At 72.4% G+C, this 23,525-nt stretch carries 22 protein-coding genes and 1 riboswitch; of the genes, 12 read left to right on the forward strand and 10 right to left on the reverse strand.

The features are described 5' to 3' along the window. Positions 1-143: 143 nt before the first annotated feature. From ACFVYI_RS14205 to ACFVYI_RS14215, 3 genes are read right to left on the reverse strand one after another with little or no spacing between them, the layout of a single operon-like run. Positions 144-1,220, reverse strand: a complete 1,077-nt coding sequence (locus ACFVYI_RS14205) for a threonine aldolase family protein (protein WP_387885076.1) — start codon at positions 1,218-1,220, stop codon at positions 144-146. Then, a complete protein-coding gene (locus ACFVYI_RS14210; RefSeq protein WP_360641731.1) occupies positions 1,217-1,963 on the reverse strand; it encodes an SDR family NAD(P)-dependent oxidoreductase in 747 nt (248 codons plus the stop codon). The genes ACFVYI_RS14205 and ACFVYI_RS14210 overlap by 4 nt, the downstream gene beginning before the upstream one ends. Next, the gene (locus ACFVYI_RS14215) at positions 1,960-3,360 is read right to left on the reverse strand and encodes a DUF6421 family protein (protein ID WP_387884836.1); all 1,401 of its coding nucleotides are present in this window, start codon (positions 3,358-3,360) and stop codon (positions 1,960-1,962) included. The genes ACFVYI_RS14210 and ACFVYI_RS14215 overlap by 4 nt, the downstream gene beginning before the upstream one ends. Positions 3,361-3,543: 183 nt before the next feature. Between ACFVYI_RS14215 and ACFVYI_RS14220 the strand changes: the two genes are divergently transcribed. The 6 genes from ACFVYI_RS14220 to ACFVYI_RS14245 all read left to right on the forward strand — a co-directional run bounded on the left by ACFVYI_RS14220 (position 3,544) and on the right by ACFVYI_RS14245 (position 8,375). Continuing rightward, positions 3,544-3,639, forward strand: coding sequence for a putative leader peptide (locus tag ACFVYI_RS14220; RefSeq protein ID WP_387885079.1), 96 nt, complete (start codon positions 3,544-3,546; stop codon positions 3,637-3,639). A 173-nt stretch (positions 3,640-3,812) separates the two neighbouring features. Next, positions 3,813-4,685, forward strand: coding sequence for an ABC transporter substrate-binding protein (locus ACFVYI_RS14225; protein WP_387884839.1), 873 nt, complete (start codon positions 3,813-3,815; stop codon positions 4,683-4,685). A gap of 11 nt (positions 4,686-4,696) precedes the next feature. Beyond that, positions 4,697-5,668: an amino acid ABC transporter permease gene (locus ACFVYI_RS14230; RefSeq protein WP_387885082.1), complete on the forward strand. Its 972-nt coding sequence runs from the start codon at positions 4,697-4,699 to the stop codon at positions 5,666-5,668. Beyond that, positions 5,665-6,453: an amino acid ABC transporter ATP-binding protein gene (locus tag ACFVYI_RS14235; protein ID WP_387884842.1), complete on the forward strand. Its 789-nt coding sequence runs from the start codon at positions 5,665-5,667 to the stop codon at positions 6,451-6,453. The genes ACFVYI_RS14230 and ACFVYI_RS14235 overlap by 4 nt, the downstream gene beginning before the upstream one ends. A 278-nt stretch (positions 6,454-6,731) precedes the next feature. Further along, entirely contained in the window at positions 6,732-7,295 is a 564-nt protein-coding gene (locus tag ACFVYI_RS14240) for a DUF5134 domain-containing protein (protein ID WP_387884845.1), read from the forward strand. 132 nt (positions 7,296-7,427) lie between these two features. Then, a complete protein-coding gene (locus ACFVYI_RS14245; RefSeq protein ID WP_387884846.1) occupies positions 7,428-8,375 on the forward strand; it encodes a M56 family metallopeptidase in 948 nt (315 codons plus the stop codon). A gap of 107 nt (positions 8,376-8,482) precedes the next feature. Here the strand turns inward: ACFVYI_RS14245 and ACFVYI_RS14250 are convergent, their stop codons facing one another. Then, positions 8,483-8,962, reverse strand: coding sequence for a MarR family winged helix-turn-helix transcriptional regulator (locus ACFVYI_RS14250; RefSeq protein WP_387884849.1), 480 nt, complete (start codon positions 8,960-8,962; stop codon positions 8,483-8,485). A gap of 87 nt (positions 8,963-9,049) precedes the next feature. Between ACFVYI_RS14250 and ACFVYI_RS14255 the strand changes: the two genes are divergently transcribed. Together ACFVYI_RS14255 and ACFVYI_RS14260 are read left to right on the forward strand one after the other, a co-directional pair. Then, on the forward strand, positions 9,050-10,564 hold the full coding sequence (locus tag ACFVYI_RS14255; protein ID WP_387884852.1) for an MFS transporter: 1,515 nt from the start codon (positions 9,050-9,052) through the stop codon (positions 10,562-10,564). A 212-nt stretch (positions 10,565-10,776) separates the two neighbouring features. Next, positions 10,777-11,382, forward strand: coding sequence for a TetR/AcrR family transcriptional regulator (locus ACFVYI_RS14260; RefSeq protein WP_387884854.1), 606 nt, complete (start codon positions 10,777-10,779; stop codon positions 11,380-11,382). Between the two features lie 42 nt (positions 11,383-11,424). Here ACFVYI_RS14260 and ACFVYI_RS14265 read toward each other — a convergent pair whose 3' ends face one another. After that, positions 11,425-12,291, reverse strand: coding sequence for a helix-turn-helix domain-containing protein (locus ACFVYI_RS14265; RefSeq protein WP_387884857.1), 867 nt, complete (start codon positions 12,289-12,291; stop codon positions 11,425-11,427). Positions 12,292-12,708: 417 nt separating this feature from the next. Between ACFVYI_RS14265 and ACFVYI_RS14270 the strand changes: the two genes are divergently transcribed. Continuing rightward, positions 12,709-13,230, forward strand: coding sequence for an ATP-binding protein (locus tag ACFVYI_RS14270; RefSeq protein WP_387884860.1), 522 nt, complete (start codon positions 12,709-12,711; stop codon positions 13,228-13,230). 289 nt (positions 13,231-13,519) lie between these two features. On the opposite strand, the gene ACFVYI_RS14275 is transcribed toward ACFVYI_RS14270, so the two are convergent. Beyond that, positions 13,520-13,765, reverse strand: a complete 246-nt coding sequence (locus tag ACFVYI_RS14275) for a DUF397 domain-containing protein (RefSeq protein ID WP_387884863.1) — start codon at positions 13,763-13,765, stop codon at positions 13,520-13,522. Between the two features lie 514 nt (positions 13,766-14,279). Between ACFVYI_RS14275 and ACFVYI_RS14280 the strand changes: the two genes are divergently transcribed. Beyond that, positions 14,280-15,203, forward strand: a complete 924-nt coding sequence (locus tag ACFVYI_RS14280) for a hypothetical protein (RefSeq protein WP_387884865.1) — start codon at positions 14,280-14,282, stop codon at positions 15,201-15,203. 138 nt (positions 15,204-15,341) lie between these two features. Here ACFVYI_RS14280 and ACFVYI_RS14285 read toward each other — a convergent pair whose 3' ends face one another. After that, positions 15,342-17,498, reverse strand: coding sequence for a hypothetical protein (locus tag ACFVYI_RS14285; protein ID WP_387884868.1), 2,157 nt, complete (start codon positions 17,496-17,498; stop codon positions 15,342-15,344). A gap of 352 nt (positions 17,499-17,850) precedes the next feature. Next, positions 17,851-18,052: riboswitch (cyclic di-AMP (ydaO/yuaA leader) on the forward strand. Here ACFVYI_RS14285 and ACFVYI_RS14290 point away from each other — a divergent pair. After that, positions 18,039-19,382, forward strand: coding sequence for a transglycosylase family protein (locus tag ACFVYI_RS14290; RefSeq protein ID WP_387884871.1), 1,344 nt, complete (start codon positions 18,039-18,041; stop codon positions 19,380-19,382). (Overlaps the previous riboswitch by 14 nt.) 166 nt (positions 19,383-19,548) lie before the next feature. After that, positions 19,549-19,749, forward strand: coding sequence for a hypothetical protein (locus ACFVYI_RS14295; RefSeq protein WP_387884874.1), 201 nt, complete (start codon positions 19,549-19,551; stop codon positions 19,747-19,749). 59 nt (positions 19,750-19,808) lie between these two features. Here ACFVYI_RS14295 and ACFVYI_RS14300 read toward each other — a convergent pair whose 3' ends face one another. The 3 genes from ACFVYI_RS14300 to ACFVYI_RS14310 are packed head-to-tail and all read right to left on the reverse strand — an operon-like array spanning position 19,809 to position 23,505. Beyond that, complete coding sequence (locus ACFVYI_RS14300) at positions 19,809-20,828, reverse strand: LacI family DNA-binding transcriptional regulator (protein WP_329490759.1); 1,020 nt, start codon at positions 20,826-20,828, stop codon at positions 19,809-19,811. A gap of 25 nt (positions 20,829-20,853) precedes the next feature. After that, entirely contained in the window at positions 20,854-22,566 is a 1,713-nt protein-coding gene (locus ACFVYI_RS14305; RefSeq protein WP_387884877.1) for a glycoside hydrolase family 13 protein, read from the reverse strand. 33 nt (positions 22,567-22,599) lie between these two features. Further along, a complete protein-coding gene (locus tag ACFVYI_RS14310; protein WP_387884880.1) occupies positions 22,600-23,505 on the reverse strand; it encodes a sugar ABC transporter permease in 906 nt (301 codons plus the stop codon). Between the last annotated feature and the right edge of the window lie 20 nt (positions 23,506-23,525).

Consider the following 23,525-nt stretch of genomic DNA (forward strand, 5'->3'; position numbering starts at 1 on the left):
GTTTTCCGGAGTTTCATTCATCGGATTCGCATTCCGCCGCCCCTCTCGGTGCGACTCCGGAACTGTACGGGGACCGGCCCGCCACATGCAAATCGTCCCGCCCTGCTGTCGCAGGACGGGACGATCCGCTGTCACCGGTGCCGTCAGGCGCGGCCCATCTCCTCGGCGATGGCAGCCGCGAAGGCGTCGATGTCCGCCTCGGTGGTGTCGTACGAACACATCCAGCGGACCTCACCGGTGTGCTCGTTCCAGAAGTAGAAGCGGTAACGCTTCTGCAGTCGCTCGCTGACCTCACGCGGAAGAATCGCGAAGACCGCGTTGGCCTCGACCGGGCGGACGACCGTCACGCCCTCGATCTCGCGGACGGCCGCCTCCAGCCGGCTGGCCATGGCGTTGGCGTGGCCGGCGTTGCGCAGATAGAGGTCGCCCGCGAGCAGCGCCTCGAACTGGACCGACACGAAGCGCATCTTCGACGCGAGCTGCATCGAGGTCTTGCGCAGGTACTTGATGTTCCGGACCCGCTCGGGGTTCAGGACCACCACGACCTCGCCGAAGAGCAGGCCGTTCTTCGTCCCGCCGTACGAGAGCACGTCCACGCCGACGTCCGTGGTGAAGGCGCGCAGCGGCACGCCGAGCGAGGCGGCGGCGTTGGCGAGGCGGGAGCCGTCCACGTGCACCAGCATGCCGAGCTGGTGGGCGTGGTCGACGATGGCCCGGATCTCCTCCACCGTGTAGAGGGTGCCGAGCTCGGTGCTCTGGGTGATCGAGACCGCGAGCGGCTGCGCGCGGTGCTCGTCACCGAAGCCCCAGGCCTGCTGGTCGAGCAGCTCGGGGGTGAGCTTGCCGTCCGGGGTGGGGACGGTGAGCAGCTTGATGCCGCCCATCTTCTCCGGCGCGCCGCCCTCGTCCACGTTGATGTGGGCGCTCTCGGCCGCGACCACCGCGCCCCAGCGCGGGAGCAGCGCCTGCAGGGCGACGACGTTGGCGCCGGTGCCGTTGAAGACGGGGTACGCCTCGGCCTTCTCGCCGAAGTGGCGGCGGAAGACGTCCTGCAGGTGGGTGGTGTAGTCGTCCTCGCCGTAGGCGACCTGGTGGCCGCCGTTGGCGAGGGCTATCGCGGCGAGGACCTCCGGGTGCACGCCGGCGTAGTTGTCGCTGGCGAAGCCGCGGACGGCGGGGTCGTGCCGCCGAACCGCGTCGGTCGAGGTGGTGCCGGTCATCGGGCTGTCAGCCACAGGTGCTGTCCGTTCAGTTCTGCTGCGGGGCGGTCCCAGAGGCCCGCGAGGGCGGTGGCGAGGTCGGCAGTGTCCGTGAAGCCGGTGAACTTGGCGTCCGGCTTCTCGGCCCGCATCTCGGGGCTGACCAACGCCTTGATCACCAGGATCGCAGCTGCGGCGGTCGGCTCGCCGTCCTCCGCGGTGGTCTCCTTCTTGAAGGAGTCCGCCATGGAGAGCGTCCAGGCCTCGGTGGCGGCCTTGGCGGCCGCGTAGGCGGCGCCACCGGCGGTCGGCTTGTGGGCGGCCGAGGCGGAGATCATGGCGTACCGGCCGGACTCGCTGCGGACCAGCGCGGGCTGGAAGGCGAGCGAGGTGTGCTGGAGCGTGCGCACCACGGTGTCGTGCAGGAAGTCCCAGTCGTCGATCCGGGTGTCGAAGAACTTCTTGCTGCCGCGCCAGCCGCCGACCAGGTGCAGCAGGCCGTCGACGTGGCCGTGCTCGGCCTCCAGGTGGTCGGCCCAGTCGTGGACCTCCTGCGGGTCGAGCAGGTCGATGACCTGGCCGCTGATCCGCGCGCCGGGGACGGCCGCGCGCACGGTGTCGAGGGCCTTCTCCAGCCGCTGCGGGTCGATGTCGGCGCCGATCACGGTGGCGCCGTCGGCGGCGAGGCGGCGCAGGACGGCCTGGCCGGCCGGGCCACTGGCTCCGGCGACGGCGATGACCTTGCCTTCGAGGTGGGTGTTCACGCGGCGACCTCCTGGATGCCGGCGCCGGTGATGCCGGTGGTGGCGGCGATGACGCCGCCGAGCTTCTTGGCGAGGGCCTCGTAGAACATGCTCAGCGGGAACTCGTCCGGGTGGACCGCGTCGCACAGGGCCTTGTTGAGCGCCTTGCCGTCGGCGGTGTCCAGCGGCAGCGCGTCGGGGCCCTTCGCCCAGGTGGAGGCCGGGTGCGGGGTGAGGTAGCGGGAGACCAGCTGGTAGGCGGCGATCCAGTGCGCCGTCTTGGGGCGGTCGATGCCGTCGCGGTAGAGGGTCTCGATCTCGCCGCAGAGCGCGTTGGTGACGTCGGCGACGCGGTCCCAGTCGATGCTCAGGCGGTTGTCGCGCCAGCGCAGCGCGTCGTGCTTGTGCAGGTAGGCGAAGAGCAGCTGGCCGCCCATGCCGTCGTAGTTGCGCACGCGGTCACCGCTGACCGGGAAGCGGAACATCCGGTCGAAGAGGATGGCGTACTGGACGTCGCGGCCCTGGGGGTAGCCCTCGGCCTGCAGCTTCACGGCCTCCTTGAAGGCGGTGAGGTCACAGCGGAGCTCTTCCAGGCCGTACATCCAGAACGGGCTGCGCTGCTTGATCATGAAGGGGTCGAACGGCAGGTCGCCGTGGCTGTGGGTGCGGTCGTGGACGAGGTCCCACAGGACGAAGGTCTGCTGGGCGCGCTCCTGGTCCTCCAGCAGGCCCTCGGCGTCGGCCGGGATCTCCAGGCCGAGCTGCCGGACGGCGCTGGTGGTGACGGCGCGGAAGCGGGCGGCCTCGCGGTCGCAGAAGATGCCGCCCCAGGTGAAACGGTCCGGCGCCTTGCGCACGGCCACGGTCTCGGGGAACAGGACGGCGGAGTTGGTGTCGTAGCCGGCCGTGAAGTCGGTGAAGGTGATCGGCACGAACATCGGGTTGTCGAAGCGGGTGCGCTCCAGCTCGGCCAGCCAGTCGGGCCAGACCACGCGCAGCAGGACGGCTTCCAGGTTGCGGTTCGGGTTGCCGTTCTGGGTGTACATCGCGAAGACGACCAGGTGCTCCAGGCCGTCCTCGCGCTGGTCGGCGGGCTGGAAGGCGAGCAGCGAGTCCAGGAAGTCGGGCTCCCGGTAGCCGGTGTCGGCCCACTTGGCCAGGTCCGTGTCGACGGCGGCCAGGTAGGCGGCGTCGTGCGGGAAGAGCGGGGCGAGTTCCGCGATGGCGCCGCGCACCGTGGCGACCAGCGGGTCGACCGTGTGCCGCTGGACGGCGGACAGGTCGATCGAACCGTCCTTGGACTGCAGCGGGCGCAGGGCCTCGACGGCGTCCTTCAGACGGAGCCAGGCCGGGTGGCCGGCGTGGATCGAGGCCGGGGCGTCGGCCGCCACAGCGAGCCTTGGCGAAAGATTCTGCATCGTGGACTCACTTCGACAGGAGGTATTTCAACGAGACCACCATAAGTACGACAGGTTCTCCTGTTCAAGGGGGGGCCTGCCGCCGATTCTCCCGAACCGGGGTGGCGACGCCGAATGTCCGGCATGTGGACGGGTGTCTGGATGCTCTGGACAGCTGCACCGTGGGGATGCGAACCTCCCGCCATGCTCCCGGCGGTGATCCTGGTGGCGCGACGCCACATCGACCTGCTCCGGGTGTCTTCCTGCTGTTGTGCGCGCGGTCTCTGCCGCTGCTGCTGATCCGGCTCGGGGGGCGCCGCGGACGCGGCCCCGTACGCCGACCATGCCGCCTGTGTTCCGGCGCCGCCACCGGGGGGAAGTGACCCGCCGAGGTGCGGCCCGGGTCCGGGCCCGGCCCGCGCCCCGTGCCCTCCACTCCCCGCACTTCCGGTCCCTCTCCCAGGAGCCCTGTCATGACCTCCCTCCGCAAGCCGTTCGCCGCCCTGCTGGTCGCCGCCGCCGCGCTGACCGCGTGCGCCCCGCAGGACTCCGCGTCCGACGCGGGTGCCGCCGCGAGTGCGTCGGGGACGGCCGGCGGCTGCGCGCCGGGCGCGCTGGCCACCCGTACCGCGGGAACGCTGACGATCGGCACCGACAAGCCCGCGTACGACCCGTGGTTCACGCAGGACAAGCCGGAGAACGGCGAGGGCTTCGAGTCCGCGGTGGCGTACGCGGTGGCCCAGAAGCTCGGGTACCCGAAGGAGAAGGTGACCTGGGTGGTCGCGCCGTTCGGCAAGGCGACCACGCCGGGCGCCAAGGACTTCGACTTCGACATCAACCAGGTGTCGATCAGCGACGAGCGCAAGCAGGCGGTCGACTTCTCCTCCGGCTACTACGACGTGCGGCAGGCGGTGATCGCGCTGAAGAGCTCCAAGGCGGCCGGGGCCAGGAGCATCGCCGACCTGAAGGGCGCCAAGCTGGGCGCGCAGGTCGGCACCACCAGCCTGGACGTCGTCACCAACACCATCAGGCCGACCGTTCAGCCGGCCGTCTTCGACTCCAACGACCTGGCGAAGGCCGCGCTGAAGAACGGCCAGATCGAGGCGCTGGTGGTGGACCTCCCGACGGCGTTCTACATCACCGGCGCCGAGGTGACGGACGCCCAGGTGGTCGGGCAGTTCGCGGCGGCCGCCCAGGGCGAGCAGTTCGGGCTGGTGCTGGACAAGGGCTCCAGGCTCACCGGTTGCGTCACGCAGGCGGTCGACGCCCTGCGGGCCGACGGCGCGCTGGCGAAGCTGGAGCAGCAGTGGCTCTCCGACGCCGTCTCCGCGCCCGTCCTGAAGTGAGCGAGGCCCCGATGAGCGCCGAGGCCGGGGCCGGGCTGCGCGAGGACGGTGACGCCGACGGTGACGAGGGCGGCGGTCTCCGCAAGGGCCTGCGCCGGAACCCGCGGACGGGCCCGCACCGGCAGGGTCCGGACGACGGCTACCGCCCGTCCGCGCGCCGGCTGGCGCACGAGGCGTACCGGCGCAGCCGCAGCCGCCGCTCGGCGCTGATCGCCGGGGCGTCGACCCTGGCCACGGCCGTGGCGCTCTACCTGCTGGTGGTGAACTCCCCCGGCTGGGAGGCCACCCGGAAGGCGTTCTTCAACGCCGACTACGCCCGCCGGGCGCTGCCGGAGGTGATCAGGGGCCTGCGGATCAATCTGGAGCTGATGCTCGGCTGCGGGCTGCTCATCCTGCTCTTCGGCCTATTGCTGGCGGTGCTGCGGACGCTGCGCGGGCCGGTGTTCCTGCCGGTGCGGCTGCTGGCCACGGCGTACGTGGACTTCTTCCTCGGCCTGCCGATGATCATCTGCCTGCTGGTCATGATCACCGGCGTGCCGGCGCTGCGACTGACCGGTGTCACCACGGATCCGATGCTGCTCGGCGGCGCCGCGCTGGTGCTGACGTACTCGGCGTACGTCTCCGAGGTCTTCCGGGCCGGCATCGATTCGGTGCACCCGAGCCAGCGGGCGGCCGCCCGTTCGCTGGGGCTGAGCAACGCGCAGGCGATGCGGTACGTGGTGCTGCCGCAGGCGGTGCGCCGGGTGGTGCCGCCGCTGCTGAACAACCTGGTCAGCCTGCAGAAGGACACCGGCCTGGTGTCGATCGGCGGGGCGATCGACGCGGTGTACGCGGCGAAGATCATCGCCAGCCGGTCGTTCAACTACACCCCCTACGTGGTGGCCGGGCTGGTCTTCATCGTGCTGACCGTTCCGCTCACCCGGTTCACCGACTGGCTCACCCGTCGGATGAACCGCCGTCAGCACCAGGGAGGTGCGGTGTGACGATCCAACCGGTGACGACCGGTCCGGTGGCGGCCGACCCGGTCCTGCGGCTGGAGTCCGTGCGCAAGAGCTTCGGCTCCCAGCTCGTCCTGCGCGACGTGGACCTCGCCGTCCCCGAACACTCCGTGACGGCACTGATCGGCGCCTCCGGCTCCGGCAAGTCCACCCTGATGCGGTGCGCCAACCTGCTGGAGCGGATCGACGACGGGGCGATCTTCCTGGACGGCGAGGAGATCACCGATCCGCGCACCGACGAGGACGCCGTCCGGCGCCGGATCGGCGTGGTGTTCCAGGCGTACAACCTCTTCCCGCACATGACGGTGCTGGAGAACGTCACGCTGGCCCCCCGTCGGGTGCACCGCCGCGGCCGGGCCGAGGCCGAGGCGGCGGCGCTGGAGCTGCTGGACCGGCTCGGACTCGCGACCAAGGCCCGGGAGTACCCGGACCGGCTCTCCGGCGGGCAGCAGCAGCGCGTCGCCATCGTCCGCGCGCTGGTCACCGGTCCGCGGCTGCTGCTGCTCGACGAGATCACCGCCGCGCTCGACCCGGTGCTGGTCGGCGAGGTGCTCGCGGTGGTGCGGGACCTCAAGGAACAGGGCATGACGATGGTCGTCTCCACCCACGAGATGGGCTTCGCCCGCGAGGTGGCGGACCAGGTCTGCTTCCTGGAGGCCGGGGTGGTGCTCGAACAGGGCCCGCCGGAGCAGGTGTTCGGCGATCCGCAGCACGCCCGGACCAGGCGGTTCCTGAGCCGGGTCGTGGCCTCCGGGCGGTTGAACCCGTAGGAACGGCCGCCCCCGCGGGAACGGGTGGACCCGCAGGAGCGGCTGGACCTGCGGGGACGGCTGAACCGCCGGACGACTCGACCGCAGGCGGCGGACCGCCTCTCGAACGAGGTGGAATCACTCGAACGGAGTAACGCCCTGCGGCAACGGGAGTGCCCTCCCGAGGCTTCACTACGGCGGGCACTCCCGTGCGCCCCCGTTCGCGCCCTGATGCGCGCGGCCCCGAGCGGTGATCGTGGACAGTACGCCCGTCCCCGCTCTCCGGGAGGAGGCCGCCGTTGCACGGACCGATCCTGGTCAGCTGGCTGCTGGCCGCCCTCACCGCCACGTCCGGCGCCTACTGCCTCAGCCGCCTGGGCCGCACGCCGTGCTCGGCGGACGCCGGAGCGAAGCGCCTGCACGCTTACGAGTCGGATGCCGCCGAGGCGCTGATGGGGCTCGGGATGGCGGCGATGGCCGTCACCGGGGCCGCCGTCCCCGCCGCACTCTGGGCCTGGCTGTTCGGGCTGCCCGCGGTGGCGTTCCTGCTGGCGGCGGTGCGCGGTCGGGCCGGACGGGCCCACCGGCTGCACCACGCGATCGGCGGGCTGGCGATGACGTACATGGCGCTCGCGATGGCCGCCGCGCCCGCGCACGGCCACCACCACGCCACGAGCACGGGTGCCCCGCTGCTGACCGGCGCACTGCTGCTCTACTTCGGCGGCTACTCGCTCTGGGCCGGCACCCGTCTGCTGGCCGCGCCGGGCGGCCAGCAGACCTGGAGCACCCGCACCGCGGGGCTGCCCCGGGCCTGCCGCACGGCGATGGGCATCGGCATGTTCGCCATGCTCCTGACGATGTGAGGCCGGTCCGCGAAGGCCCGCGCGTGGCGTTGGTCACTGGGTGGCCGAAAGCCGTTCCACCCGGCGCCGCCAGCGCTTAGGTTGGCGGGGAGCGCGCTGTCGCGTTCCGTGCGTACTCGGGGAGCCCATGCCATGACGGCCCTGCTCGGCCTGCTGCTGCTCGGACTGCTGCTCTCGACCGTGGCGCCCCGGCTGCTGGCCCGGGCCCGCTGGGCCGAGCGCGAACCCGTGCTGGCCCTGCTGGTCTGGCAGTGCCTGGTGGTCGCGGTCCTGCTGTGCTGCGCCCTGAGCCTGGTGCTGGCCGCCTCGGCCGCCCTGCCGGCACTGCGGGAGCTGATCTTCACCGGCGCGCCGCGCGGCGTGGAGGCCGCGTACGCGCTCCAGGAGGCCGAGGGCTGGGGGCGGCTCTGTGCCGCGATCCTGGCGGCGGGCGGCGTGCAGACCGTGCTGGCCCTGACCCGTGAAGTCCGCTCGGCGAAGGCCCTGCGCAATCGGCGGCACGCCCAACTGGCTAGCCGGGCACCCGAGTTGCCGGAGTCCATCGACACCCTGAAGCATCGGCGGGAGCGGCTGGTGGTGCTGGAGAACATCCGCCCCGAGGCCTGGTCGCTGCCGGGCCACAACTCCCGCCTGGTGGTCACCACCGGAGCTCTCCAGCAGCTGACGGACCGGGAGTTGGCGGCCGTACTGAGCCACGAGCGCGGACACGTCCGGGCCCGGCACCACTGGCTGTCGCAGTGCTCGCAGGCACTCGCCTCGGGCTTCCCCGGGGTCGGGGTGTTCAGCGCCTTCCGGGACCAGGTCGGCGAACTCGTGGAGCTGGCGGCGGACGACCGGGCGGCGCGCCGGCACGGGCGGCACACCACCGCCGTGGCGCTGGCCGAACTCAACCTGGACCGCGGGGTGTTCGGCTCCTGCCCGCCCGGGCTGGCGCAGTCCCCGAAGCGGGTGGACCGACTGCTCGCCGGGCGGCCCCGACTGCCCGTGTCCCACCGCCTGCGGCTCACCCTGGCCGCGCTCGCCGCGCCCGCCGCGGCCGTCCTGCTGGCCGCCGCACCGGGGCTCTCGACACTGTTCTGATCCCGACCCCAGCACCCGGCCACGCACGGAGCCACTGACGGGCCGCCAGTCGTGGAGGCGGCGCAAAGGGCCCTCCGCCCCCGCCCCGAAGGATCGTTGACGGTACGTCAGTCGACCCGGCAGGTCGGCGCCGACCCCTCGCCGCCGACAGCACCACCGAGACCGACACCGCCGACACCGACACCGCCGGCACCGAGCGTCCGGGCGAGCACCTCACGGTGCAGCGGGCGGGCCTCGGCATAGCGGCGGCAGCCGGCCTCGGTGAGCGCCACCTGGATGCCGCGCCGGTCGTTGGGGCACATCGTGCGCGTCACCAGCCCGGCCTTCTCCAGCCGGCCGATCAGTCGCGAGAGCGCGCTCTGGCTCAGGTGGACGGTGTCGGCCAGCTCCTGGACCCGCAACTGGTGGCCGACGGCGCTGTCGCGCTCCTCGACGAGGCGCTCCAGCACCTCGAACTCACTCACGCCCAGGTCGTGCTTCTCCCCCAGCTCGCGATCGAGCGCGCAGGTCGTCGCGGCATGTCGAGCCAGCAGGTCGCGCCATTCGGCGACCAGACCTGTCTCCGCCGGGGAGTCGAGTTCAGCCACTTCGCCACAGTACCACGTGCACATGAATCTTATGCGTTCGCATTTAATTCACTTGCATTGAATGCACGTGCATGTAGTGTCCTCCCCATGACCACCGCGACCGTCACCGCAACTGACGAACCTTCATCCAGCGGGCTGAGCTGGACTCCCCGCCTCTGGGGCACCCTGATCGTGCTCTGCGCCGCGATGTTCCTGGACGCCCTGGACGTCTCCATGGTCGGCGTCGCCCTTCCGTCCATCGGCTCCGAGCTCCACCTCTCCACCTCCGCACTGCAATGGGTGGTCTCCGGCTACGTCCTCGGTTACGGTGGCCTGCTGCTGCTCGGCGGGCGCGCCGCCGACCTGCTCGGCCGCCGCCGGGTCTTCCTGGTCGCCCTCGGCGTGTTCGCGGGCGCCTCGCTGCTCGGCGGCCTGGTCGACGACGGCGGCCTGCTGATCGCCGCCCGCTTCCTCAAGGGCGTCAGCGCGGCCTTCACCGCGCCCGCCGGCCTGTCGATCATCACCACCACGTTCGCCGAGGGCCCGGCCCGCAACCGGGCACTGTCGATCTACACCACCTGCGGCGCCAGCGGCTTCTCGCTCGGCCTGGTGCTCAGCGGTCTGCTCACCTCGGTCGGCTGGCGCTGGACCTTCCTGATGCCCGTCCCCGTCGCCCTGCTGGCCCTGCTCTTCGCGATCCGGCTGCTCCCCCGCCCCACCGAGGAGCGGGCCAAGGGCGGGTACGACGTACTCGGCGCGATCACCGGCACGCTCTCCGTGCTGCTGCTGGTGTTCACCGTCACCGAGGCGCAGGGCGCCGGCTGGCTGAGCCTGCGCACCCTCGGCTCGCTCGCCGTGGTCGCCGCCCTGGCCGCCGCCTTCCTCGTGATCGAGAGCCGCACCGCGCACCCGCTGGTCCGGCTCGGCATCTTCCGCAACGGCTCGGTCGCCCGGGCCAACGTGATCGCCTTCACCATGACCGGCGCCTACGGCGGCTTCCAGTTCGTGGTCACGCTCTACCTGCAGCACCTGCTCGGCTGGTCGGCCCTGCAGATGGCGCTCGGACTGCTCCCGGCCGGCGCCTTCATCGCCCTGTCGGCCCCGTTCATGGGCCCGATCGTGGACCGTTTCGGCACCGGTCGGCTGCTGCCGATCGGCCTGCTCTCCCTGGCCGCCGCCTTCGCCCTGTTCCTGCGGCTGGACGAGCACAGCTCGTACCTCACCCTGGTGCTGCCGTCGATGGCCCTGCTGGGCGTCGGTTTCGCCCTGGCCTTCCCCTCGGTGAACATCGCCGCCACCGACGGCGTGGCCGACGAGGAGCAGGGCCTGGCCTCCGGGCTGGTCAACACCGCGATCCAGGTCGGCACGGCGGTGGTGCTCGCCGGGGCCACCGCGATGATCACCGCCGGCAGCGGCGGCGGCGACAGCGCCCAGGCCCAGCTGGACGGCTACCGGCCCGCGCTGGTCCTCGTCACCGCGATCGCGGTGCTGGGCTTCCTGATCGCCACCGTGGGCGCCGTGCTCGACCGGCGGAAGAAGGCAACTGCCGTCTCCGTCCCGGACTATGATTATCCGTCCGCCGACCTGGCCGACCGGCGGGACGAGATCCTGAGCAGGGGCTGACCCCACCAGCCCCTCGCCATCGGGCGCGCGCCGGCTCCACCAAACCCCCGTGTCGGTGGAGCCGGCGCCTCCGTACGAGCCGATCCCCGCAAGCCCGCCGAAGTGCGGGTTCCACGGGATCGGCCGCTCGCGCCGCCAGTATATTGGCCAGGAGCCAACGAACGTACGGAGCAGACACGATGGCACCTCGCGGGGATTCGGTCAATGAGGAAATGCGTCAACGCTCCCGCCGGCGCATCATGCGCGCCACCGTCGAACTCGTCGACGAGCACGGCTACGCGGGCACCACGCTGACCGACATCGCCGAGCGGGCCGGGCTCGCCCGCGGCCTGCTCTCGTACTACTTCGACGGCAAACGGCTGCTCATGCAGTCGGCGACCCACCGGATGATGCACCAGGCGCTGTCCACCGCCCTGGACGGCCTGGGGCCCGACTCCACGCCCGAGGCCCGACTGGCCCGCGCGATAGACACGGTGCTGGGGCTGGCGATGGACCACCCACGGGTGATGCGCTCGCACCTGGCGCTGATCCTGGACCCGGACACCGGCGCGTTCGTCCAGGACCCGGAGCAGCGCCGGCTCGGCGCGATCCTCCAGGCACTGCTGCGCGACTGGGGCGCGCCCGACCCGCTCGCCGAGCACGCGGTGCTGCGCAGCGCCCTGATGGGCGGCTGCATCGGTGTGCTGCTGCCGGGCGCCGAGCTGCCGCTGGCGCTGATCCGGGCCGACCTGTTCGGCCGCTACGACCTGGACTGGCACCTCGGCCTCCCGCCGCAGCCGCTGCCGCCGGAGCGCGAACGGCCGCCGGCCCGCGGGTGAGCGCGGCGGCCGGCGGCCGTTCGGTGGGGCGGTCGGGCGGGGTCAGCGCTCCTTGAGGATCGACGCCAGCAGGTCGATGGTGCGCTCCGGCGTCAGGCTGTCGACGCAGAGCCGCTCCATGACCTGGATGTACGCGTCGACGTCGTCGCGCTTGTCGAGGTACAGCGCGCTGGTGAGCTGCTCCAGGTAGACCACGTCGGCGAGGTCCTGCTCGGGGAAGCGCAGGATGGTGAACGCCCCGGACTCCCCGGCGTGTGCGCCGAAGCGGAACGGCATCACCTGGATCACCACGTTGGCCTGCTCGGCGACGTCGATCAGGTACTGGACCTGACCGCGCATCACCTTGGGGCCGCCGACCGGCCGGCGCAGCGCGGCCTCGTCGATGACGGCCCAGAGCCGGGGGCTGCTGCCCTCGGTGAGCAGCTTCTGGCGGCGCAGCCGGAGGCTGACCCGCCGCTCGACCTCGTCCTCGCTGATCACCGGGCGACTCTGGCCGAAAACCGCCCGTGCGTACTCCTCGGACTGCAACAGGCCGGGGATGAACTGGACCTCGTAGGTGCGGATCAGTGCGGCGGCCTCCTCCAGGCCGACATAGGTCTGGAACCAGCCCGGCAGCACGTCGTTGAAGCTGTGCCACCAGCCGGACTTGTTGGCCTCGCGGACCAGGCCGAGCAGCGCCTCGCGCTCGCCGCCGTCGTCCACGCCGTAGAGGCTGAGCAGGTCGGCGACGTCACGCTCCTTGAAGCTGACGCGGCCGAGCTCCATGCGGCTGATCTTGGACTCGGAGGCACGGATCGCATAGCCCGCGTCCTCGCGGGTGATGCCGCGCGCCTCGCGGAGCCGGCGCAGCTGGGAGCCGAGGAGGATCCGGCGGACCATCGAGCCGCCGCCCGGCTGAACTGTGGTCATGCGGTCGAAACCTCCACCTAGGGCAAACAGCGCACAGTCTGCCATCAGTTGAGCGCTCACGGTGCCGATACTGACGGATGTTCCTATCAGTTCTGCACTCCGCACACCAGGATGCACGTGCATTCGGCGCTTGCATATGCCATTTGTACGACTGCACGTGAATCGACTCTTGCATCTGCAGTGAGCGCAGAGGACCATGGTGCACGTGCACCTGCACATCCCTGGCAATCCCGCGGGCTCCGCGTCGACCCCACGCGCGACTCCGCGCACCAGCCCGGCAGCGCCCTCGCGCCACCGGGCCTTCGTGTGCGCGCGCGACTGGTCGAGGGGGCGGCCGCGCGGCCTAGCGAGTCGGAGGTGACCGGCATGACCCCGGCGGGTCCAGCCGTGTCCGCCCCCTTATGGGAGGAGCTCTTCATGAGCACCGGTACGGCCTTGGCAGTCGATCCCCATGTGGTCACCTGTACGCTCGCCCCCCGCTACGAAGCCGTCAGAACCGCGCGCGACTTCGCCAGGACCGCTCTTCAGCGCTGGGGACTGAGCGAGCTGTTCGACGATGTCGCGCTGGTGGCCTCGGAACTGGTGACCAACGCCCTGCGGCACGCGATCGGTGCGTGCCCCGGTGCGACGGGCGGCGCGCTCGACGACTACGACTTCCCCACCCAGCCCGCACCCGAGGGGCGGCTGCCGATCCGAATAAGCCTGGTGCACCGCGCACCGCAGGTGGTCTGCGCGGTCAGCGACCCCAGCAGCACCGGGCCGGTGGCGCGGGAGGCGGACTTCGTCGCCGAGTCGGGCCGCGGGTTGCACCTGGTGGACTCCTTCAGCCGGTCCTGGGGTTGGCACCCGCTGGGCGGCGGCAAGGTGGTCTGGGCCCTGTTCGAAGCCGAGGCGGTCGCGCTTCCGGAGCTCGGCGGACGGCATCGCCGCTCGGCCTAGTCGTGGCCCGCGGCACCGGGGAGGACCACCACACCGCTCCCGGCCCGAGGCCCCGCACGCCCCTCGCCGCACCCGGCCCCGCAGCGACCCCCGCTCCCCGGAGCAGCCCGGTCCGCGGCAGCCGGTCACGCAGCACCCGGCCACCACCCGGCGACGGCTCCCCGGGCGACGTCCGGCACGACGACATCCGCGCAGCGGCGCCCACCACGGGGCGGACGGCCGGAGAAGACTAAGGCCGTCGTGGTGTCAGCACCCACGACGGCCCCCCGATGGTGAAGAGGACGAACGGTCAGACCGCCAGGTGGTCGAACTCCCCGTCCTTGGCGCCCAGCAACAGCGCCGCGATCTCGGCCCGGGTGTAGATCAGTGCCGGACCTTCCGGGAAGCGTGAGTTCCGCATCGCCACGTCGCCCCCCGGGAGGGCAGCGAACTCGACGCAGTTGCCCTGAGAGTTGCTGTGCAGGCTCTTCTGCCAGACCACGTTCTTGAGGTCCGCAGCCGCCATCCCGTTGTACGTGTCGTAACTGTCGTGCATAGAAATCTCCCGAAGAGCTCCGGAGTAGTCGTCCAGCTCGGCGCCCCGGCACTCAGCCGAACGACTGGGCCGGCCCCGTACCGGCCCGGCACAACGCCTCACTTGACGCGATGATAGCTCCAGTGCACGTGCATCAGCACGGGACGTTGCAGGTGCACGGGGCATTCGTCGATTAATCGGAACTCTTCACCGCCTCGACACCTGGCGGAACGTATGCGGACATAGCCGACCGAACCGGGAGGACTCCGATAACCGCCCGTAGGCAGCCGCCCGCTGAATGTTGATCTTCGAACGCCCGGAGTCGCGTCGCCGTGACACTCCGTCAGGCCGTCCGCATGCTGTGAGACATCTCACGCGCCACGGCTGCAACGTGCCGCACCTCCTGTCACGTCTCAGGAAGAAGTGGTGCCCAAGCAGGGATTGATCACGGTATGTCCGCTTTTCGGGCGGCCCGCCCCTCCCGGTACGGCAGCCGACTGCAGCCTTGGCGGGCCGATGTCCTACGATCTCCGCCATGAGCACCGCAGCCATCCCGGGCGCGCCACTGCCCGTCCGCACCCCAGGCTCCCGTGCGCGGGGGCGCCACCGCCGCCCCGAGCGCCCCGAGATCCCGGCCGGCTCCCCGGCCCTGGTGCTCGCGGTGCCCGCGACCGCCGGGCCGGAGTCCCGTTCCGTCGTCGAGGAACTGCTCTCGATCGTACGCAGCGAGCAGAACGGCGTGCAGACCGCGGCCGGCTACCTCACCGGCGTCGCGGGCGAGAGCGAGCCCGGCAATGACGAGTTCACCGTCGCCGAACTGCTGGCGCACGCCGCCGGGACGGGTCAGCCCGCCCCGGTCGTGGTGCCGCTGGTCCCCGGCCCGCACGGCTTCCTGACCGAACTGCACGCGCTGGCCGCCGAGTACGGCGCCCACGTCACCGACGTCCTCGGCCCGCACCCGCTGCTCGCCGAGGCCGTCCACGTCCGCCTCTCCGAGGCCGGGCTGGCCCGGGCCGACCGCGCCCGGCTGTTCGCCATCGCGACGGCCGCGGACGGCGTGGTCCTCACCACGGTCGGTGGCGAGGAGGCCGCCGCGGCGGCCGGCATCACCGGCGTGCTGCTGGCCGCCCGCCTCGCGGTGCCGGTCGTCCCCGCCGCGCTCGACGTGCCCGGGTCGGTGGCCGCCGCCGTCGCGCACCTCAAGGAGACCGGCTCCCAGCGCCCGGCACTGGCCCCGCTGGTGATCGGCCCGGAGGCGGACTCCGAGCTGCTCGCCACGGCCGCCGAGGAGACCGGCTGCCCGAGCGCCGCGCCGCTCGGCGCCTACCCGACGGTGGGCCAGCTGATCGCCTCCACCTACCTGGCCGTGCTGCCGGCCGTCGCCCCCGAGGCGTACGCCGAGGCGGCCGCCGCCGAGCAGGCCGCTGCCGAGGAGGCCGGGGAGGCCGCCGCCGAGTAGCGGGCCGCGAACGCCGAAGGGCCCGGAGCACACGCGCTCCGGGCCCTCGACGTGTCCACCCGGGATGCCCGGGACGCGCGGGACGGCGCCCGGGTCGGCCCCGCACCCGCCGGCCCGCACACTCGCCCCGCGCCCGCCTCAGGAACGCCCGCCCACCCGTCCGGTGACCGCCGCGGCGTCCACCGGCCGCAGCGCCGGCAGCTGCACCGGCCGGGACTGCGCGGCGAAGGCGGCCACCGGCACCGCGGTCGCGTTCCACTGCGGCTGCGCGGCGCCGCCGCCGTCCGCCTTGCGCACCTGCAGCACCTCGGTCTGCCCCGCGCGGCGCAGCAGGATGTTCCCGGGCGGCGCGGACTCCGGATCGATCCAGAGCTCGTTGCCGCCGAACTCGCAGTCCAGCACGAGGATGTCGTCCGGCTTGCCGTCCCGGTCGGCACGGAAGGCGATCCCGGCCCTGCGGTGGCCGGTGAACCGGCTGCGGCTGAAGGTGACGGCCTCCCCGGCGAGTTCGTGCCGCGCGGTGGAGACGGCGAAGTCGCTCTGCCCGGCGGCGTCGATCAGCAGCCCGTCGAAGAGGGTGCCCTTGTCCCGGCCGAGCGAGTGCAGCGCCACTCCCCCGCCGCCGTTGCCGTACAGCACGCTCGCGGTGTAGTCGAAGTCGTTGAGGTAGGCGCCGTGCTCGATGCCCCACCCGCCGTTGTGGTAGGCCGCGAACTCGGTGACCACGTGGTGCTGCTGGGCGTTCAGCCAGACGAAGATGCCGTTCTGCAGGTTGTTGTGGGCCAGGCAGCGCCGGAAGTCCCAGACCCCCTCGCTGTTCTCCGGCCACTCGAAACCGGAGGCGCCGTTGGCTCCCTGGACGCCCACGGCGACGCAGTCCAGCGCCTTGCCGCCGGTGCCGGCGCCGAGGTTGAAGCCGGTCAGCCGGTAGGCCCGCGGGTTGGGCTCCAGCAGCGTGCGGGAGGCGACGCAGGACTCGTAGACGATGTCGTCGGACGGCTGCTGCGGGGTGCGGGTGTCCAGCGGGCCGTCCCACCAGTAGGCGTCCTCCCAGGTGTCGTGGCTGATGCAGCTGCGGAAGGTGATGCCGTGGCTGGCGTGCGGGACGAAGGCGTGGCTCCCCGCGTCGCGCACCACCACGCCCTCGACGACGGTCCCCCGGGTGGTGTCGCCGAGCATGTGGAAGTGCAGCCCGTAGCGGCCGAGCACCGGGGCGGTGACCGGGGCGCTGCCGTCCGGGCCCTTCCAGGACTCCCCGGTGTCGGTGCGCGGGCCGACCCAGCGCAGCGTCGCGTGGCGCAGGTCGGCCCGGCGGGAGCTGGTGAGGTGGACGTGGGCGCGGCCCTCGGCGGTGCCCTCGATCCGCACGCTGCGGGTCAGGTTGAGCACCTCGGCGCCGACCGTGACGCCCCCTCCGGCGCTCACCCGGGGGTGCGCGTACGTCAGCGGCGCCGCCAGGGTGACGGTGGATCCGCTGACGGACCGGACGACGGCCAGGTCGTAGCGGGTGGAGAAGCCTTCCTCGTCCGGCGGGCCGGTCGGGGTGACGGCCAGTTCGTCGCCGGGCAGCCAACCGGTGGGCGGCGCGGCCAGGGTGACGGTGGTGTCGCCGGCGCCGAGCGCCCGGTCCGCACGCGCCCAGGCGGTCTTGGCGGCGCCGTCCAGCCGCAGGTACCCGGTGCCGGTGACCCAGAGTCCGACGTCGGTGTCGACCACCTTCATGCCGTCGCCCCGGAAGCGCCGCTCGTCGACGGCGGGGAAGCGCACGGTGTGCACGGCGGCGCCGTCGGGGGCGAGCGCGAGGGTGCCGCGGATCTCGACGTTGCCGTTCGCGGCGAGGGTGAGGCTGCGGTCGGCGGCGAAGGTGAGCGCGCCGCCGGGCTCGACCAGCAGCGAGCCGACGGTGGCGTCGGTGTCGAGCAGCACCCGGTCGGTGATCCGGACGGCGTTCTGCGGGCCGGGCACCCGGCCGCCCCAGCCGGCGGGATCGGACCAGCGGCGGCCGCCCTGGTCGGGGGTGGGCTGGTCGGGGGTGGGCTGGTCGGGGGTGGGCTGCTCGGGCGCGGCGGCGCCCCCGGGAGTGCCCCCGGGCGCGGGGTCGGTGGTCCCGCCGGACGCCCCCGGGGGCGACGGGGCGCCGTGCTGGTGCCCGGCGGCCGGGCTGTCCGCCCCCGGGGCGGGGAGGGGGCCCTCCACGGCGGCCACGGGCTCGGAGCGGCCGTCCAGGGAGCGCCGCAGCGCCTCCTCGCCGGCGACCGCCGCGAACACCGTGCCGACGGCCAGCCAGCGCAGCATCGTCCGACGACGGACGGGAGTTCGGGGTTCGGCGGGCGGGATGTCCGCTCTGCGGTGTTTTGCCCGGCGATGCGCGCCGCGCGGTCGCGCGGCCGGCCGACCGGCCTCCGGGTCCTCGTCCATGGCCATCGTTGCGTAGCCCTCCCCCCAGACGGCCGCGTCGATCCTGACGTCCTGAAGCATAGGCAGTTGCCGTGACTCCGACGGGCGTTGCCTGAAATCGGTCATTTCTGATCATGGTGGACAGCCATTCACCACCGCTTTCGCAAACCGTGACGAGCGTCACACATGTTTGCGGTTTGAACTTAAGTCTGCTTAACGTGCTCCCCGTTCGTGGCCACACGGACCCAGCACACCCGCAACGCCGAGTCCTGCCGTCGGGTGCGCTGGCAGCGCGGAACGCACCACGGCAGGAGCGGGGGAACCACAGGTAAGTCGCCCCGGACCGGTCCTCGTGACCGGTTCAGGGCTAGGGGTGAAGCCGCAGCCACAGCGCGGCCGGGCAACTCCAGCCCGAATCCGACAGCTCACCTCGCAGGCGTGGGAGAGGACCACGTCTTCATGCTGCCCACCAACGGCACCCGTCTGTCCGGCCGCACCCGCCGCGCGATCGCCACCCTCGGCGTCGTCGGCATCGGCCTCACCGTCCCCTGCCTCACCGCCGGCAGCGCCTCCGCCGCCTCGGTCGCCACCTGGGACAAGGTCGCCCAGTGCGAGAGCACCGGCAACTGGAGCATCAACACCGGCAACGGCTTCTACGGCGGCCTCCAGTTCACCAGCAGCACCTGGGCCGCGTTCGGTGGCACCGCGTACGCCGCCCGCGCCGACCTCGCCACCAAGGACCAGCAGATCGCGATCGCCGAGAAGGTGCTCGCCTCCCAGGGCCCCGGCGCCTGGCCGGTCTGCTCCGTCCAGGCCGGTCTGACCAAGGGCGGCACCCCGGCCGCCGTCGACACCTCCACCGCCGCCAAGCCGGCCGCCCCGAAGGCCGCCCCGGCCCCGGCGCAGACCCCGGCCCCGGCGCAGACCCCGGCCCCCGCCGCCAAGCCGGCCGCGCCCAAGGCCGCCCCGAAGCCCGCCGAGGCCCCGGCCGCCGGCGACTCCGCCCAGCAGTCGCAGGGCGGTCAGAACTGGCAGCAGTACCACCGTCAGGCCGACGGCCAGGCCTCCCGGACCTCGTCCGACGACTACACCGTGGTCGCCGGCGACTGGCTCTCCTCGATCGCCGACAAGAACGACATCCAGGGCGGCTGGGAGCGGCTCTACGAGCTCAACCGCAGCTCCCTCACCGCCGGCCCGCACGTCATCTACCCGGGCCAGCACCTGAGCCTGGGCGACCGCGCCAAGGCCCAGGCCTCGGACGAGTCCGGCCAGGGCTTCGACTGGTTCAACCGCTCCTCGGGCGCGACCGGCCAGGCCGCCGGCACCACCGCGACCGCCGCCAAGCCGGCCGCGCCGACCCAGGCCCCGGCCGCCAAGCCCGCCGCCCAGGAGACGGCCCAGGCCCCGGCCCAGGCCGCCACCGGCAGCATGGCCGCCGCGGTCTCCTTCGCCCTGTCGAAGGTCGGCCAGGCCTACGTCTACGGCGGCACCGGCAACGGCGGCTGGGACTGCTCCGGTCTGACCCAGGCCGCGCTGCGCGCCGCGGGCATCTCCGTGCCGCGCGTCGCCGCCGACCAGGCCGCCGCCAGCACCCACGTCTCGCTGGACGCCCTCAAGCCGGGCGACCTGCTGTTCTGGTCCAACAACGGCCAGGACTCGGGCGTTCACCACGTCGCGCTCTACATCGGCGACGGCAAGTACGTCGAGGCCGCCAACCCCAGCGCGGGCGTGCGGACCCAGACCATCGCCAACTGGGCCCCGGACTTCGCCGGCCGGGTCTGATCCCCTCCCGTGCGGGCCGATCCGGTCCGCACGGGTACGCCGCAGCCCCCGGGGAGAGTCTGGTCGCTCCTCCCCGGGGGCTGCGGCGCGCCCGCGCGCAGGGCGGCCGGACCGTGGTCAAAACCGGTCCCGCCGGGCATGCTGCTGCTCCTACCCGAGGAGTCACATGGCCCAGGTCACCGTCACGCTCGACGCCAATCTCGCGATCGACGCGATGATGCTCTCCGGTACCAAGAGCCCGCAGGACGCCGTCGAGCTGATCCTGCTCGACTACCTGGCCCGCAGGCGGCGCACCGAGAGCCGGACCGGCGACGCCGCCGACGGGCAGCGGGCGAACCAGCAGCGCCCGACCGCGCAGGAGGGCTGAGGGCGGACACGGCGGGGCCCCGGAGAGCGGGTTCGCTCTCCGGGGCCCCGGTCGTCGTCTCAGCGGGCGCAGGCGCCCGTGGAACCGCGCATCACCAGTTCCGGCTGGAACATGAACTCCCCGCGCTGGGCGGCGTTCGCGCCCACCTCCTCCAGCAGGGCGTCGACGGCGGCGGTGGCCATCGCCTCGACCGGCTGGCGGATGGTGGTCAGCGGCGGCTCGGTGAAAGCTATCAGCGGCGAGTCGTCGAAGCCGACCACCGAGACGTCCTGCGGGACGGACAGGCCCCGCTGGCGCACCGCGCGGATCGCGCCGAGCGCCATCATGTCGCTGCCGCAGACGATCGCCGTACAGCCCTTGTCGAGCAGCGCGCCCGCCGCCGCGTGTCCGCCCTCCACGCTGAACAGCGTGTGGTGGACGAGCTCCCGGGCCTGCTCCTCGGTCCGGCCGAGCACCTCCCGCAGGGCCGCCGTGAAGCCCTCGATCTTCCGCAGCACCGGGACGTAGCGCTTCTGCCCGACCGCCAGACCGATCCGCTCGTGGCCGAGTTCGGCCAGGTGCTGGACGGCCATCCACATCGCGGCCCGGTCGTCCGGCGAGATGAACGGCGCGTCGATCTTCTCGCTGAAGCCGTTGATCAGCACGAACGGCACCTGCCGACCGGTCAGCCGGGCGTACCGGTCGTGGTCGGCGGTGGTGTCGGCGTGCAGGCCGGAGACGAAGACGATGCCCGCCACGCCCCGGTCGACCAGCATCTCCACCAGTTCGTCCTCGGTGGAGCCGCCGGGCGTCTGGGTGCAGAGCACCGGCGTGTAGCCGTGCCGGCTCAGCACCTGCTCGATCACCTGGGCCAGCGCGGGGAAGATCGGGTTGCTGAGTTCCGGGGTGATCAGCCCGATCAGGCCCGCACTGCGCTGGCGCAGGCGGGTCGGCCGCTCGTAGCCGAGCACGTCCAGCGCCGCCAGCACGGTCTGCCGGGTGGCGGCGGAGACGTTCGCCTTGCCGTTGAGTACGCGGGAGACGGTGGCTTCGCTGACCCCCGCCTGCGCCGCGATGTCTGAAAGTCGCGCCGTAGTCACGGTCCCAGAGCCTATTGCAACCACGTCAGACCGCCCACCAGTCGGTGCTGTCCGGTGCGAGCACCGTCTCGCCGCCGTCCACCGCGGTGTCCGTCACGGCGTCCGCGGAGGAGAGCAGCAGCCGGCCGGGCGCGGCTATCCGCACCGGCTCGGCGGTGGCGTTCACCGTGCAGACGAAGGAGCCGCGGCGGAAGACCAGGGTGCCCTCGGGGCCGTCCAGCCACTCGACCTCGGTGCCGGCGCCCAGCGCGGGCTGCTCCCGGCGGACGGCCAGCGCGCTGCGGTACAGCTCCAGGGTCGACGTCGGGTCGCCGGTCTGCGCCTCGACGCTGAGCCCGGCCCACTCGGCGGGCTGCGGCAGCCAGCTGGGGCCGCCGGCGGTCGGGCCGAAGCCGTACGGGGCCTCGGTGCCGGACCACGGGATCGGCACCCGGCAGCCGTCGCGGTAGCCGTCCTGGCCGGCCTTGCGGAAGAAGGACGGGTCCTGGCGGACCTCGTCGGGCAGGTCGGTGACGTCCGGCAGGCCGAGCTCCTCGCCCTGGTAGATGTACGCGGAGCCGGGCAGCGCGAGCATCAGCAGGGTGGCGGCGCGGGCCCGGCGCAGACCGAGCTCGCGGTCCCCGGGGGTACGGATCTGGGTGCCGAGGCCCGGCGGGTTGGCGAAGCGGGTGGCGTGCCGGGTGACGTCGTGGTTCGAGAGCACCCAGGTGGTGGGGGCGTCGACCGGGCGCATCGAGTCGAGCGAGAGGTCGATCACCGCGCGCAGCTCGGCGGCGTCCCAGGAGGTGCCCAGGTACTGGAAGTTGAAGGCCTGGTGCAGCTCGTCGGGGCGGACGTAGTTGGCGGTGCGCTCGACGGTCGGGGTCCACGCCTCGGCGACGCCGATCCGCTGGCCCGGGTACTCGTCGAGGATCTTCCGCCAGCTGCGGTAGATCTCGTGCACGCCGTCCTGGTCGAAGAACGGCATGACGTCGTTGCCGAGCAGCTTGAGCTGGTCGCCGCCGCCGATGTCGGGCAGGCCGGCGGCCTTGACCAGGCCGTGGGCGACGTCGATCCGGAAGCCGTCGACGCCCATGTCCAGCCAGAACCGCAGGATCGAACGGAACTCGTCGGCGACGGCCCGGTTCTCCCAGTTGAAGTCGGGCTGCTCGGGGGCGAACAGGTGCAGGTACCAGTCGCCGGGGGTGCCGTCGGGGTTCTCGGTGCGGGTCCAGGCCGGCCCGCCAAAGATGGACTCCCAGTCGTTGGGGGGCAGTTCGCCGTTCTCCCCCTTGCCGGGACGGAAGTGGTAGCGCTCGCGCAGCGGGGAGGCCGGGCCCTCGCGCAGCGCGCGCTGGAACCACTCGTGCCGGTCGGAGGAGTGGTTGGGGACGAGGTCCACGATGATCCGCAGGCCCAGCCCGTGCGCGTCGCGGATCAGCGCGTCGGCGTCCAGCAGGGTGCCGAACATCGGGTCCACCGCGCGGTAGTCGGCCACGTCGTAGCCGGCGTCGGCCTGCGGGGAGGCGTAGAACGGCGAGAGCCAGACGGCGTCCACCCCGAGGTCGCGCAGGTAGGGCAGCCGGCTGCGGATCCCGGGCAGGTCGCCCATGCCGTCACCGTTGGAGTCGGCGAAACTGCGCGGGTACACCTGGTAGATGACCGCATCCCGCCACCAGCCTCTGGACGCGCCGGTGCTTGCCTCGTGGGCGGTGGCGTCGGCGGCGGGCCGGGAGGTGTCGGCCAGGTTCTGGGTCATGGACGGTATCCCTTGGGACTAGAGAGCGGCAGGTCAGGACTTGGAGGCGCCGGCGGTCAGGCCGGTGACCAGGTGACGCTGCACCAGGTAGAAGAGGACCGAGGACGGGATCGCGATCAGGACCGCGGTCGCCGCCATCAGGTTCCACTGGGCGTCGTGTTCGCTGACGAAGGTCTGCAGGCCGACGGCCAGGGTGTACTTGTCGGAGCTGAGCATGAAGGTGGAGGCGAAGGCCACCTCGGCCCAGGCGGTCAGGAAGGAGTAGAACGCGGCCACCGCCAGACCCGGCCGGGCGAGCGGCAGGACCAGCCGCCAGAAGGTGCCGATCGGGGTGAGCCCGTCGACCCGGCCGGCCTCGTCGATCTCCACCGGGATGGTGTCGAAGTAGCCCTTCAGCAGCCAGGCGCAGTACGGCACGGTGGTGGTCGAGTAGACCAGGATCAGGCCGAGGTAGCTGTCCAGCAGGCCGAGTTCGGAGAGGATCGTGTACATCGGCACGATCAGCACCGCGATCGGGAACATCTGGGTGACCAGCAGCGACCACATCAGCGGCTTGTGCCCGGGGAAGCGCATCCGGGAGACGGCGTAGCCGGTGGTGGCGGCGATCAGCACGCCGAACACCGTGGTCACGCCGGAGACCAGGAACGCGTTGCCGAACCAGGTGAAGAAGTCGGTGTCGAACAGCACCTTGTGGTAGTTCGACAGGGTCATCTTGTCGAGGATCTCGCCGGGGTGGAGGTAGTCGGTCTTGTCCGGGCCGAGCGAGACGTAGAGGATCCAGGCCACCGGGAACAGCGCGATCAGGCTGGCCAGGACCAGGGCGCCGTGGGCCAGCGCCTTGCCGAGCGGGCCGGCTTCGCCGCGGCGACGGGCCTTGACCGGCTTGGCGACCGCTGCCGGAGCGGCGAGGACGGTGGGTCGTTCGGTGGTGGTGCTCATCGGGGTTACCTGCCTTCGTG

The organism is Kitasatospora sp. NPDC058218, from assembly GCF_042882445.1.
GTDB lineage: Bacteria > Actinomycetota > Actinomycetes > Streptomycetales > Streptomycetaceae > Kitasatospora.